Source organism: Virgibacillus siamensis (assembly GCF_039522605.1).
GTDB lineage: Bacteria > Bacillota > Bacilli > Bacillales > Amphibacillaceae > Lentibacillus > Lentibacillus siamensis.
In genome coordinates this window covers 111,399-124,596 of sequence record NZ_BAAADS010000016.1, presented here as the reverse complement: position 1 = coordinate 124,596, position 13,198 = coordinate 111,399, and the positions used below count along the sequence as shown (strand labels likewise).

Annotated in this window: 13 protein-coding genes; all 13 read left to right on the top strand. The window is 44.8% G+C overall.

The window, feature by feature from the left end:
* Positions 1-108 precede the first annotated feature (108 nt).
* Positions 109-1,395: a UDP-N-acetylglucosamine 1-carboxyvinyltransferase gene (locus ABD010_RS11800; RefSeq protein WP_343813248.1), complete on the top strand. Its 1,287-nt coding sequence runs from the start codon at positions 109-111 to the stop codon at positions 1,393-1,395.
* Positions 1,396-1,920: 525 nt separating this feature from the next.
* A complete protein-coding gene (gene glpX / locus ABD010_RS11795) occupies positions 1,921-2,889 on the top strand; it encodes a class II fructose-bisphosphatase (protein ID WP_343813246.1) in 969 nt (322 codons plus the stop codon).
* Positions 2,890-3,213: 324 nt separating this feature from the next.
* Positions 3,214-4,494, top strand: a complete 1,281-nt coding sequence (rho, locus tag ABD010_RS11790; RefSeq protein ID WP_343813244.1) for a transcription termination factor Rho — start codon at positions 3,214-3,216, stop codon at positions 4,492-4,494.
* A gap of 140 nt (positions 4,495-4,634) precedes the next feature.
* Entirely contained in the window at positions 4,635-4,880 is a 246-nt protein-coding gene (locus ABD010_RS11785) for a type B 50S ribosomal protein L31 (RefSeq protein WP_343813242.1), read from the top strand.
* 525 nt (positions 4,881-5,405) lie between these two features.
* On the top strand, positions 5,406-6,035 hold the full coding sequence (locus tag ABD010_RS11780; RefSeq protein WP_343813240.1) for a thymidine kinase: 630 nt from the start codon (positions 5,406-5,408) through the stop codon (positions 6,033-6,035).
* Positions 6,036-6,335: 300 nt separating this feature from the next.
* On the top strand, positions 6,336-7,220 hold the full coding sequence (locus ABD010_RS11775) for a nuclease-related domain-containing protein (protein WP_343813238.1): 885 nt from the start codon (positions 6,336-6,338) through the stop codon (positions 7,218-7,220).
* 200 nt (positions 7,221-7,420) lie between these two features.
* The gene (gene prfA, locus ABD010_RS11770; protein ID WP_343813236.1) at positions 7,421-8,491 is read left to right on the top strand and encodes a peptide chain release factor 1; all 1,071 of its coding nucleotides are present in this window, start codon (positions 7,421-7,423) and stop codon (positions 8,489-8,491) included.
* A gap of 1 nt (position 8,492) precedes the next feature.
* A complete protein-coding gene (prmC, locus tag ABD010_RS11765; RefSeq protein WP_343813234.1) occupies positions 8,493-9,347 on the top strand; it encodes a peptide chain release factor N(5)-glutamine methyltransferase in 855 nt (284 codons plus the stop codon).
* 119 nt (positions 9,348-9,466) lie between these two features.
* On the top strand, positions 9,467-10,078 hold the full coding sequence (spoIIR, locus tag ABD010_RS11760; protein WP_343813232.1) for a stage II sporulation protein R: 612 nt from the start codon (positions 9,467-9,469) through the stop codon (positions 10,076-10,078).
* A 59-nt stretch (positions 10,079-10,137) separates the two neighbouring features.
* Positions 10,138-10,539: a GNAT family N-acetyltransferase gene (locus ABD010_RS11755; RefSeq protein WP_343813230.1), complete on the top strand. Its 402-nt coding sequence runs from the start codon at positions 10,138-10,140 to the stop codon at positions 10,537-10,539.
* A gap of 200 nt (positions 10,540-10,739) precedes the next feature.
* Positions 10,740-11,756 carry an L-threonylcarbamoyladenylate synthase gene (locus ABD010_RS11750; protein ID WP_343813228.1) on the top strand — a complete coding sequence of 339 codons (1,017 nt, stop codon included), beginning with the start codon at positions 10,740-10,742 and terminating at the stop codon, positions 11,754-11,756.
* A 93-nt stretch (positions 11,757-11,849) separates the two neighbouring features.
* Positions 11,850-12,401 carry a manganese efflux pump MntP gene (locus ABD010_RS11745; RefSeq protein ID WP_343813225.1) on the top strand — a complete coding sequence of 184 codons (552 nt, stop codon included), beginning with the start codon at positions 11,850-11,852 and terminating at the stop codon, positions 12,399-12,401.
* A gap of 118 nt (positions 12,402-12,519) precedes the next feature.
* On the top strand, positions 12,520-13,122 hold the full coding sequence (locus ABD010_RS11740; protein ID WP_343813223.1) for a low molecular weight protein arginine phosphatase: 603 nt from the start codon (positions 12,520-12,522) through the stop codon (positions 13,120-13,122).
* Positions 13,123-13,198: the final 76 nt, after the last annotated feature.

Below are 13,198 nucleotides of genomic sequence, written 5' to 3'. Positions count from 1 at the left end.
AATGGAAAATTTGTGCAAACTATGGTTGAATATGGATGAAAATGAGTGGCAGTTTAATGTCAGCCTGCATCAGTAAGTCCTGTAACAAACAAAGTGGGGTGCTCCAAAGTGCAAAAGATGTTAGTTGAAGGCGGTCATTTGTTAAATGGAAAAGTGCGGATTAATGGTGCCAAAAACAGTGCAGTTGCGTTGTTGCCAGCTGCACTTTTAGCCGATTCAGAGGTAGCCATTGAAGGTCTCCCGGAGATATCGGATATCTATACACTTGGCGGTTTGCTCGAGGAAATCGGCGGCAAAGTCAGCTGGGACGGACAAACGGTTTACATTGATCCGGAACACATGGTGTCGATGCCATTGCCAAATGGGAAAGTCAAAAAACTTCGGGCATCCTATTATTTTATGGGTGCGATGCTGGGTAAATTCAAGCAGGCGGTCATCGGACTGCCAGGCGGCTGTCATCTCGGTCCGCGTCCAATCGACCAGCACATTAAAGGATTTGAGGCGCTTGGAGCGGAAGTGACCAATGAGCAAGGGGCTATTTACCTTCGTGCCAACGAGCTGAAAGGTGCCAGAATTTACCTTGATGTGGTCAGTGTTGGTGCGACGATTAATATCATGCTTGCTGCTGTTAAAGCGAAAGGTAAAACAGTTATTGAAAATGCTGCCAAAGAACCGGAAATTATTGACGTTGCCACCCTGTTAACGAATATGGGTGCGAAAATCAAAGGTGTCGGTACGGATGTCATCCGGATTGAAGGGGTATCCTCGCTCAATGGCTGCCGGCATACAATCATTCCGGACAGAATTGAGGCGGGCACATATGCAATCGCTGCAGCAGCACAAGGGGATGAAGTTATAATCGATAACGTGATCCCGCAGCATTTGGAGTCTGTGCTTGCCAAACTGCGTGAAATGGGTGTCAGCATTGAGGAAGGTGATGAGCAATTACTGATTTCACCAAAGAATCCTCTCAAAAGTGTTGATATCAAAACATTGGTTTACCCGGGATTTCCAACCGATCTGCAGCAGCCGTTCACAACGCTTTTAACGAAAGCAGTCAATACTGGTGTCATTACAGATACTATTTATTCGGCAAGATTAAAACATATTGATGAATTACGCCGAATGAATGCTATAATAAAAGTTGAAGGTGGCTCAGCCATTGTATCCGGCCCCGTTCAGCTGCAGGGAGCAAAAGTGAAAGCCAGCGACCTGCGCGCAGGAGCATCACTTATTATTGCCGGATTGATGGCTAATGGCGTAACAGAGATAACAGGCCTTGAACATATTGACCGCGGGTACGAAAAAATATCAGATAAATTACTTACCCTCGGAGCAAATGTCTGGCGTGAGGAAATGTCCGAAGAAGAAATACGTCAGTTTCAAAACTCCTAACAGTCTGGTGAAACGTGCGAACTTCGGCATAAACGTGCGAACTCACCGCCAAAACGTGCGAACTCCGGAATAAACGTGCGAAGTTGCCGCCAAAACGTGCGAACTCTGGAATAAACGTGCGAACTCATCGCCAAAACGTGTGAACTCCGGCTGAAACGTGCAAACTCACCGCCAAAACGTGCGAATTCTGATCTAATCGTGCGAACTCCAACCCCAACTGTTGCGTGTTTCTGGAAGTAACAACAGCAGTAAGAGGGAGATGTGCTTTTGGCGAAAAATCACGTTAGTTGGATTTTGACGTTTTTAACCAGGCTTGCAGATAATTAAGTGCGAAACATGACTCGGACACAACGGCCTTTGCCATGGTAATAGAGAAAAATGCTTGGGATAAAGGTATATTTCCGCAGCGGCTGAATTCACCTTAAATTTTATAATTCCGAGCTGAAAAGCTTTTTCATCCTTTAATCGGATGTTGAAAATATCTTCGTGGGATGAGGATATTTTTCATAAAAGGAGAGATTTAATATGGAGAGAAGTTTAACAATGGAAATCGTACGCGTTACCGAGGCAGCGGCCCTGAAATCCGCACGCTGGATGGGACGGGGTAAGAAGGAAGAGGCCGACGATGCTGCAACTTCTGCTATGCGTGACGTATTTGATACCATCCCGATGAACGGGCGGGTTGTTATCGGGGAAGGTGAAAAGGACGAGGCGCCAATGCTGTACATAGGCGAGGAACTTGGTACTGGAACTGGTCCTAGTGTAGATGTTGCGGTAGACCCGCTCGAAGGAACAAACATCGTTGCCCAGGGTACATGGAATGCACTGGCAGTGATCGCGATTGCTGATCATAAAAAGCTGCTGCATGCACCAGACATGTACATGAAAAAAATTGCAGTAGGACCGGAAGCAGTAGGCAAAGTTGATATTAACGCTTCCACGGCCGATAACTTGCAAGCTGTTGCAGAGGCGAAGAATAAAGCGGTTGAAGATCTGGTTGTCATCGTACTGGATCGGCCGCGTCATAAAGAATTAATCGAAGAAATCCGGGAAGCTGGCGCCCGTATCAAGCTAATTTCGGACGGGGATGTGGCAGCTGCAATGAACACGGCTTTTGATGATACAGGGGTGGATCTCCTGTTGGGAATTGGCGGTGCCCCGGAAGGCGTACTCAGTGCTGTTGCATTGAAATGTCTTGGCGGTGAAATCCAGGGAAAACTGCTTCCAAAAGATGAAGCGGAACGTGAGCGCTGTACTAAAATGGGTATTGTGGATGCTGACAAAGTTCTCTACATGGAAGACTTATGCGGCGGTGATGATGCCATTTTCGCAGCCACCGGTGTAACCGACGGCGAGTTGCTGCAGGGTGTTCAGTTCAAAGGGGAAAAAGCAACAACTGAAACAGTCGTTATGCGAGCAAAAAGCGGAACAGTCCGTTTCATCGATGGAAAACACAGTCTGGAGAAAAAACCAAACTATGTTATAAAATCATAAACAGCTGCAGGGAAGCCGGGAATTCAGGCTTCCCTCTCTATTATTTTTAAAAGATATTTTTGATGAAAACCGGCAACATATCAAGGGTGAGGCCGTTTTTTTAAATATTGGTATTGAAACTTACAAGGTTAAAGGGTATTATGGTAGATGTTTAATACTAGTTTAGTTTGGATAATATAGTTATAATGTGTACAAACTTCTATTCTAGCTCCCAGTAATTCTTCATTTCATATAAACTGACCATCAACAGGAAATTAAAATGAATCGAAAACATATCTTTATCAACAATCAAAATTGTAAAAATGAATAGGCGTGGTGAATTGAATGACAGCATTAACAATATCTCATTTAGAGACACTGACATTAAAAGAAGTATATGCGTTAGCGCGTGAATACAAGGTGTCCTATTATGCAAAACTGACAAAACGTGAACTGATTTTTGCTATTTTAAAAGCACAGGCGGAAAAAGACGGATACTTATTTATGGATGGTATTTTGGAAATTATTCCGTCAGAAGGCTTTGGATTCCTCCGTCCGATTAACTACTCCCCGAGTGCAGAGGATATTTATATTTCCGCTTCACAAATCAGGCGTTTTGATTTGCGTAATGGCGATAAAGTTTCCGGTAAAGTCCGCCCTCCGAAAGAGAATGAACGCTATTATGGCTTGCTCCACGTGGATGCAGTCAACGGCGAGGATCCGGAAACAGCGAAAGAACGAGTACATTTTCCGGCATTGACGGCACTTTATCCGGATCGCTTCATGAAGCTGGAAAAAGAAACAAAAAGACTGTCTACACGAATTATTGATCTGATGACACCAGTTGGTTTTGGACAGCGCGGACTGATTGTTGCGCCGCCAAAAGCAGGGAAAACGGTATTGCTGAAGGAAATTGCCAACAGCATCTCCGCCAATCATCCGGATGCAAAATTGATTATTCTGCTGGTGGACGAGCGGCCAGAGGAAGTTACCGATATTGAACGATCGGTTTCACCGGATGTCGATGTGGTCAGTTCGACATTTGACGAAGTTCCGGAGAGCCACATCAAAGTTTCCGAACTTGTCTTGGAACGGGCAATGCGTCTTGTTGAGCACAAACGTGATGTAATCGTGCTGATGGACAGCATCACCCGTTTGGCACGCGCGTACAACCTGGTAATCCCGCCGAGCGGACGTACACTGTCGGGTGGTATCGATCCAGCGGCATTCCATCGGCCGAAACGTTTCTTCGGGGCAGCCCGGAATATCGAAGAAGGCGGCAGCTTTACCATTTTGGCAACTGCGCTGGTTGACACAGGCTCACGCATGGATGACGTTATTTATGAGGAATTCAAAGGAACCGGCAACATGGAGCTGCACCTTGACCGCAGCCTCGCAGAACGTCGAATATTCCCGTCAATCGACATTCTGAAATCTGGTACAAGAAAAGAAGAACTGCTTATTTCAAAAAGTCATCTTGATAAAATCTGGGCCATCCGCAAAACGATGCAGGATTCACATAACTTCCTGGACCGCTTCCTGAAGCGATTGCGCTCATCCAAGAACAACGACGAATTTTTTCAGCAGATGGATGAGGAAATGACCCGCAAAGGTGTAAAAAAATAGCCCGCTTTAATTAGCTATTGCAATTGAATCAGCGGACTGTTATAATCTTTTTATGTGAGTTTAGATAAGGTATTTTACCTGTGACGGCTCTTACAATAACTCTGTTTCCATGGGATACAGGGCAAAAAGGAGTGGAAGACATGAAAAAGGATATTCATCCGGAATACAGAAAAGTTGTGTTTTTGGACACGAGCTCTGATTTTAAATTCCTGAGTGGCTCAACACAAAATTCAGAGGAAACAATCGAGTGGGAAGACGGTAACTCATACCCGCTGATTCGTGTTGAAATCAGTTCAGATTCACACCCGTTCTACACTGGTAAGCAAAAAGCCGATAAAGTTGGCGGACGTGTAGACCGATTCAAGAAAAAATATAATATGAAATAAGATAAAAAGGTGGAGACGACTGGTCAGAAGCGGACACATAAGCAAGGGACTGAAAAGCGCGTGGTTTTTCGCGCTTGAAGTGTCAATTGCTTATGATGGCAGCTTACTAGGAGTCGAAGCTGGATTATAAAAGGTGGAGCCGACCGTTTATGTGCGACAGCATAAGCAAAGGACCGAAAGACGCCTGAATTGTGGTGTCTGAAGAGTCAATTGCTTATGACGCGAGCACATGGGAGTCGAAGCTGGATTAATAAAAGGCTGAGGCGGCTGCCCGGCTGAAAATGTATATGAAAAAAACAGGCAAAGTGTCTAAATCGTTGCCTGTTTTTTTACTTTCAATTTTAAGTGAAAATTTGTCGAAAAAAGTGTTATACTATTAAAAACTTGGTATTCGATAAAGGGATTCTTATGAAAGCGTCTTTTGCTTTCTTAGAAGCCCTTATGCTTAAAGTATTAGCGTTTAGTCGAATATCGCCGATACACTGATGCAGTACATAGGATAACACGCTGAAGGGAGATCCACTTATGTATGTTATGAAACAAAGCGGCTGGGTTGAAGTGATTTGCGGAAGTATGTTTTCCGGAAAATCCGAAGAACTGATTCGGAGAGTGCGCCGGGCAACATTCGGTCATTTGTCCATCCGTGTGTACAAACCTGCAATCGACGACAGGTATGCCGATGATTCCGTTGTATCACATAATGGCAATTCAACCATCGCGCGTCCGGTCAAAAATTCGGATCATATTCTGGCGGACATTGAAGGCGATTCAAACGTCGATGTGATCGGAATCGATGAGGCGCAATTTTTTGATGAGAATATTGTTGCCGTGGCCGATGAGCTGGCCAATGAAGGCATCCGCGTCATCATTGCCGGACTTGATACGGATTTCCGCGGTGAGCCATTCGGTCCGATGCCAAAACTGATGGCACTTGCCGAATCCGTCACCAAACTGAATGCCATTTGCCCTGTCTGCGGATCTCCCGCCAGCCGCACCCAGCGTCTGATTAACGGCAAACCCGCATCCTACGATGACCCGGTCATCATGGTCGGCGCATCCGAATCCTATGAACCAAGATGCCGTCATCACCATGAAGTCCCAAACAAACCCAGTAGTGTAGCACTAACTGCCGGATTAAAAAGTGCACAACGCTGAAGGAAGAGCGCCTGGATGGGTGCTCTTTTATTAAACCTTAATTTGTGGAAAAAGTTAATTTAACGTAAAAAAGTCGGTTGAAAATTGATTTTCTATAGCAGCTTAATTTGGTATCTGAGTTGAATTTCGGGGGTAAAATTAAATTTTAGCAAATATCTCAAGTGTTCGTGGTTGTTGTATAATAATGGCATACCATAACTATGGAAGGGTTGTAATGCTATGCCGCTTATACAGCACGAACGCTCGGATTATTTGTCAAAATTGGAAACCCTTTATCGGCGCCTTCCAGCAAGGCATCCATTGAAAAATAAAATAAAGGATGAGCTGATCAAAGAAAAGACAGGATTGAAAGGTGAAAATGATGTTCAGTTCATGCTTCGATTTTTACCCACTGATGATCATTATCATCACCGAAATCCCCGCATATCCTGTACAGACAGTCATTTCGAAATAGATAATCTAATGATGTATGGCATGCAGTTTCTGGCAGTTGAGGTCAAAAACTGGTATGGAACGATATTTTTTGATGGGGACAAACAGGTGATCCGCCGTGATGATCATGGGGTGGATACGGGTATGCTGAATCCGATCCCTCAGGTTAAACTGCAGATGCACCGCTTGCGCTTACTACTGAACAAAATGAATCTCCCGCATATCCCGCTCCACTATTTTGTCGTTTTCAGCTCACCGAAAACCATTATCAAACCGTTATATCCAGAGAACCCTGTCCCGAAAGAAGTCATCCACGCCAATCAAGTATTTTTTAAAATAAACGAATTGCTGCAGCAGAACCTGCCTCCCGTGCTGGATATGGATACCATTGCGAAAATATCGGAGCGGCTGATTGAGGAGCACACTCCAAAAAAAGTAGATGTTCTGGATAAGTTCGGTATCAAGCCGGGCGAACTGATCTGTGGGGTATTTTGCCAAGCGTGCGGTGCGGCGCCGATGAAAAGGGGGTACGGGAAGTGGCATTGCCCGACTTGCTATCACGTCTCCAAAAATGCACATCTTGCAGCATTGAACGATTATTTGCTTTTGGTTAACGATGAAATCACCAATGCTGAAGCTAGAGTGTTTTTGAAGTTGGATTCAGCGGATATAGTAAAGAAATTATTGCAAAAAGAGTACGTATCATATGGCGCAAATCGGAATCGAAAATACGGGCTGAAGGTGAAATACTGATAAAAACAATGAAGTGACCGATAAATTTATAAAAGTGGCTGATAAACATACCAAAGTGACTGATAAAACCATGAAAGTGGCTGATAAATATGCTAAACTGACTGATAAACGTAGATTCAATCGACAGTCATGACATAACTTTGACCACTCCCCCCGAGTATACTATAATTAGACTGTTAATCGAAAAAGAGGTGACGGTTTTGTTAGAACGTTTACAATCATTGGAAGATCGATACTATAAATTAAATGAACTGCTTAGTGACCCGGATGTGATCAGTGATACGGATAAATTGCGTGAGTATTCCAAGGAACAGTCTGATCTGGAGGATGTTGTTCAGGCATATGGGGAGTATAAAGATGTAACACAGCAATTAAAAGATGCCCGGGAGATGCTTGATGAAGATTTGGATGATGAAATGTATGAGATGACGAAGGAAGAGATTTCTGATCTTGGTCGGCGCCAGGAAGAGCTGGAGGAAAAGTTGAAAGTTCTTCTGATTCCCAAGGATCCGAATGATGACAAAAACGTTATCATGGAAATCCGCGGGGCGGCCGGTGGCGATGAGGCGGCACTGTTCGCCGGTGACCTTTACCGGATGTACTCCAAATTTGCTGAGAACAAAGGCTGGAGAACGGAAGTTATTGAAGCGAGCTCAACCGGTGTCGGCGGTTACAAAGAGATAATTTTCATGATTAACGGGACTGGTGCGTATTCTGAGCTGAAGTTTGAAAATGGTGCGCATCGTGTGCAGCGTGTGCCGGAAACGGAATCCGGCGGGCGGATCCACACATCGACTGCCACGGTTGCGGTGTTGCCGGAAGCGGAGGAAGTGGAAGTTGATATTCATGAAAATGATATTCGTGTAGATACGTTCGCATCAAGCGGTCCCGGAGGCCAGAGTGTAAACACAACGATGTCTGCTGTCCGTCTGACCCATGAACCAACTGGTATTGTGGTGTCCTGTCAGGATGAAAAATCACAGATTAAAAATAAGGAAAAAGCGATGAAAGTGCTGCGCGCACGTATTTACGATAAGTTTCAGCAGGAAGCCCAGGCGGAGTATGACGAGAACCGCAAGTCCGCTGTTGGAACGGGTGATCGGTCTGAGCGGATTCGTACGTACAATTTTCCGCAAAACCGGGTGACAGATCATCGCATGAACCTGACCATTCATAAACTCGATCAGATTATGGAAGGAAAAATTGAGGAATTCGTTGAGGCCCTGTTAATTGAGCAGCAAACGAAAAAATTAGAACAAATTGGTGAGTAACATGACCAACGGATCGAAGCAATACGATGTACTAAGCCGGGCCTCTCTTTTTTTAAAAAAACATCATCGTGAACCTAAAGTGGCGGAACTGCTCCTGCAGCATTACCGCGGTGTCTCAAGGTCGAGGTTTTTCATGGATATGCGGGAGCCCGTACCGCGGGAAGTGGAAGAACCGTTCCAACAGGCAATCATCAAACATGCAAAAACTGGGATACCGATCCAGCATATCATGGGAAGCGAAGCATTTTACGGGAGAAAATTTCAGGTGAACCGGCATACGCTAATACCACGGCCGGAAACCGAGGAGCTGGTCCAGCAGGTAATCCGATCGACTCCCGCCAATGAGCCGCTCACGATTGTCGATGTTGGTACGGGGAGCGGAATTATCGCCATTACGCTTGCCCTGGAGCTGGATCAAGCTACTGTATATGCAACGGACATTTCCGAAGAGGCACTTCAAGTGGCCAAACAAAACGCAGCCGCACTTGATGCTGAAGTCCATTTTTTACAAGGTGATTTTCTCAAACCAGTTATCGAACAAAATATCCATGCTGATATCATCGTGTCCAATCCACCATACATTGCCGAAGCAGAAAAGGCTGCGCTCACGGATACGGTAAAAAACTTTGATCCGGACCTCGCCTTATTTGCGGATGATAACGGACTGGCAGCCTATAAAAAAATCATCCATGACTTGCCGCATGTAATGAAGCAACATGGGCAGATTTTTTTCGAAATCGGCGCGGAACAGGGGCTCCCTGTCAGCAATCTGTTAACCAGTAATCTTCCAACAGGCACGACTGAAATCATTAAAGACATCAACCAAAAAGACCGCATCGTAACCTGCACATGGTAATTAAATCCATGCTTGGGCGCCATTTATCGAACACATAAAAAATATACTAGATTCGTAGTTTAAATCTATCAACCCCTGTCCATACTGTTGATAAATCAGTTGGAGAGGGGTTTTTGACGGTGAAGAAATTTATTATTGGCGCTATTATTATTTTTATTATCGTATTTTCCATGCCAATTAAAGGCATCAGTGAAGAGAACAGTTCGGAACTGGATGTGAAGGTCATTCCGGATGAAGCGATTCGACTCCGGATTTTGGCAAACAGTGACGGCGCGGCTGACCAGGCGCTGAAACGAATGGTGCGGGATGAGGTCAGTGAAGTTATTTCGAAATGGGTTAAGGATATTACAGATATCAATGAAGCAAGAAAGATGATTGAGAAACGGATTCCTGAAATAAAGCAAATCGTCGGTGATGTACTGAAACGGGAAAATAAGCAGTCCGAATATGATGTTAAATACGGCAAAAACATATCCTTTCCGGCTAAACTTTACGGTTCGTATATGTATCCGGCCGGTAAATATGAAGCGGTACTGATTACACTTGGTGAAGGCAAAGGCGCCAACTGGTGGTGTGTATTGTTTCCACCGCTCTGTTTTCTGGATTTTTCAAATGGAACGAGTGTGGCCAAGGCAGCACCCGAGTCGGATAAAGAAAAGAAAGAGTTGGAAGAAGAGGAAGAGCCTGTAGAAGTGAAGTTTTTTCTGTTTGAGTGGTTTGATTGGTTATAGGTTTGGAAGTTTCCGCATAAGATGATAGAAATACAATATTATCTTAAGAGGTGATGAGGATGAAACTTGTACCAGCAGATAAGGCACCGAAAAAAGAATTAACACGTTTTTTGGACAAAAATGAGAATGTGGACGGCGACTTACTTGTGGATAAAGGGTATGCCGTGGATGTGGATGGTCAAATTGAAGGGTGTTTTGTATTGGATGCTGTGGAAGACGGGATCTATTGGCTCAAACAGCTGTACATCACGAAAGATGCTGCGTCCAAGCTGCCTGTACTGCTTGAAGCTATTTTAACCCTGGCAAAAGAAAAGCAGGCGCAGAAAGTATATGTCCACAGTCATCAGCCAATGGTGGATATCTTACTGGAAGCATTGCAATTTCATCCACAGGCAGGGAGTGAATGGGTGGATAAGTACCCGATTGAAAAAGGAAATTGGTGGACATACAACGTTTCGTGAGTTATGCACAAAAACTGTGGATAATATGTGTGGAATCTGTGCATAAATTTAACGACTTATGAACATAGCAATTATATTAATACGTGTTTTGTGGATAGTCTGTGGATAAGTGTCTGCAGACTATTTATTTTGCCAAAAAAACATCGTTGGACTAGAATAAATTTACACAATAAGTTAAATAGAGTTAGCGAGGTACGAGCATGCGAGAAACAAAACGTTGGAATATAAATACAGATGATGGAGCAATCAAAGAGGCGGCTGCCCTGTTGAAACAAGGAAAAACGGTGGCATTTCCGACTGAAACGGTCTATGGTCTGGGAGCGGATGCCACTAGTCAACAAGCGGTTTCCGGAATTTTTCAGGCAAAAGGGCGGCCTGAGGATAACCCGTTGATTGCTCATGTGGCAACAAAAGACCAGCTGCGCGAATTGGTAACCGATTTGCCGCCGCTTGCGGAAACGCTGATAGATGCATTTACACCAGGGCCGCTGACAATGATTCTGCCGTCAAACGGAATTTGTGCAACGAATGTAACAGCCGGGTTATCCACAATCGGAGTTCGAATTCCGGATCATCCGGTCGCACATAAACTATTGAAAACGTGTGGAATTCCAATCGCCGCGCCAAGTGCCAATATTTCCGGAAAGCCGAGCCCGACCACCGCGAATCATGTCTGGGCGGATTTGCATGGAAAAATTGACGGGCTTGTGGATGGCGGTCCGACCGGAGTAGGTGTGGAGTCGACGGTTGTGGATTGTACACAGGATCTTCCCGTTATTTTACGGCCGGGCGGTATTACGAAAGAACAGATTGAACAGGTTACCGGCGCCGTCATGGTTGATCCGGCACTTGCAGGTTCACCTGACAAACCGAAAGCGCCCGGCATGAAATATACCCATTATGCACCGGAAGTTCCAATGTGGCTTGTGGAGGGATCCCCTGAAAAGATTCAAGCAGTTATCAACAGGGCACAGAAAGAACACAAGCAAGTCGGTGTGATGGCGAGCAATCAAACCGCAGAAAAATTGCAGGCCGATCAGATGATATCACTCGGCGGCAATATGCAGGAAATAGCCGCTAATTTATACGATGTATTGCGTGAATTTAAAAATGGGGATACAGATCTGATTCTTTGTGAAACATTTCCGACTGAAAATATCGGCCAGGCCGTGATGAACCGCCTAGAAAAAGCCGCTTCGGAATATATGAAGGAATAGCAGCAATCATAAACAGCCGAACCCGGTTTCCTTCTGTCATATTCACCTTTGGACATGCATATAGTGTAGTAGCATGTCCGGGGAGGAATGTGAATGACGGCTTATCAGATTGGGGAAATGGTTTCCCTCATATTCATGGCAATAGCGCTTGGGATGGATGCATTTTCTGTCAGTCTTGGGCTCGGGATGCGGGAAATTCGCCTGAAACGCATTGCCGTAATTGGCATCGTTATTGGATTATTTCATATCATCATGCCATTTATTGGAATACTATTAGGGCAAGTAATTTCGCAGCAAATCGGTCAATACGCGGTGCTTGCAGGCGGCTTGCTGCTTGTGGGAATCGGTGCGCAGACAGTTTTTTCAGCATTTAATCATGAAACAAGGAGATTTGTCCAGCCGGTAGGAGCCGGGTTGTTTATCTTTGCAGTCAGTGTGAGTCTGGACAGTTTTTCAGTCGGGCTCAGCCTGGGGATGTCCCAGGTTAAAGCAGTCATTGCACTATTGCTGTTTGGGGCGGCAAGTATGATTCTGACATGGACCGGCCTGATTTTGGGACGAAAAGTCCACGGACTGCTTGGCGTATACAGTGAAATTTTAGGCGGCAGCATTTTGTGCGGATTCGGGTTGAATATGCTATTTTGATGACTGATGGATTTTCTGCGGCTCAGCGGGAAATCTTTTTTATTGCCGATTTTCTCTGACATGTATTTTTTTCTGTGGTATAGTTTGTGTTATGGAAGTTTTAAAATGGGGGTTTCGAATGAATATTTTGTTCGTCTGTACCGGAAATACGTGCCGAAGCCCGATGGCCGAGGCGTTGATTCGACATAAAATGCCGGATGTCAGTGTACAATCGGCGGGGATTTTCGCGGTCAATGACCAGCGTCCGAATTCGAAAGCGATCAAGGCGCTGGAACAGAAAAACATTCCGATCGATGCCAGGTCACAGCCTGTTACGGATAGTTTGCTGGACTGGGCAGACCTTGTGATCACGATGACTACACAGCACAAGCAATCGCTGATTATGCAGCACCCTGACTTCCAGGATAAATATTATACATTAAAGGAATATGTTTCCGAAACTGACAAAAAAGTTTGGAACGAATTGACCAAGGCATATGCAGAATTGGAAGAAAAACGATCCAGTATCATTCAGGAAAACCAGCATCAGATCAGCAAGCCAAAGCTTGAAAAGAAATTGGCCGAAGAACTGGAAGATGACATAAAAAACATCCGATATCTGGAAGCGAATATTATTAATTATGATATTTCCGATCCGTTTGGCGGGAGTTTTGAAACATACCAGGAAACGCTTGACGAACTGGAGAAATATATCGGACTGCTAGTAAAGAAAATCAAGTGAGGATTAAGTGAACGAACCGGACATGGTTTCAGCGGAATGAAACGGAAATACTTAAAATTTAAGCGAAACTCGTGCA

Coding starts and splice junctions, on each gene's coding strand:
- glpX (WP_343813246.1), top strand. CDS start 1,921: ATGGAGAGAAGTTTAACAATGGAAATCGTACGCGTTACCGAGGCAGCG.
- rho (WP_343813244.1), top strand. CDS start 3,214: ATGACAGCATTAACAATATCTCATTTAGAGACACTGACATTAAAAGAA.
- ABD010_RS11785 (WP_343813242.1), top strand. CDS start 4,635: ATGAAAAAGGATATTCATCCGGAATACAGAAAAGTTGTGTTTTTGGAC.
- ABD010_RS11780 (WP_343813240.1), top strand. CDS start 5,406: ATGTATGTTATGAAACAAAGCGGCTGGGTTGAAGTGATTTGCGGAAGT.
- prmC (WP_343813234.1), top strand. CDS start 8,493: ATGACCAACGGATCGAAGCAATACGATGTACTAAGCCGGGCCTCTCTT.
- ABD010_RS11755 (WP_343813230.1), top strand. CDS start 10,138: ATGAAACTTGTACCAGCAGATAAGGCACCGAAAAAAGAATTAACACGT.
- ABD010_RS11750 (WP_343813228.1), top strand. CDS start 10,740: ATGCGAGAAACAAAACGTTGGAATATAAATACAGATGATGGAGCAATC.
- ABD010_RS11745 (WP_343813225.1), top strand. CDS start 11,850: ATGACGGCTTATCAGATTGGGGAAATGGTTTCCCTCATATTCATGGCA.
- ABD010_RS11740 (WP_343813223.1), top strand. CDS start 12,520: ATGAATATTTTGTTCGTCTGTACCGGAAATACGTGCCGAAGCCCGATG.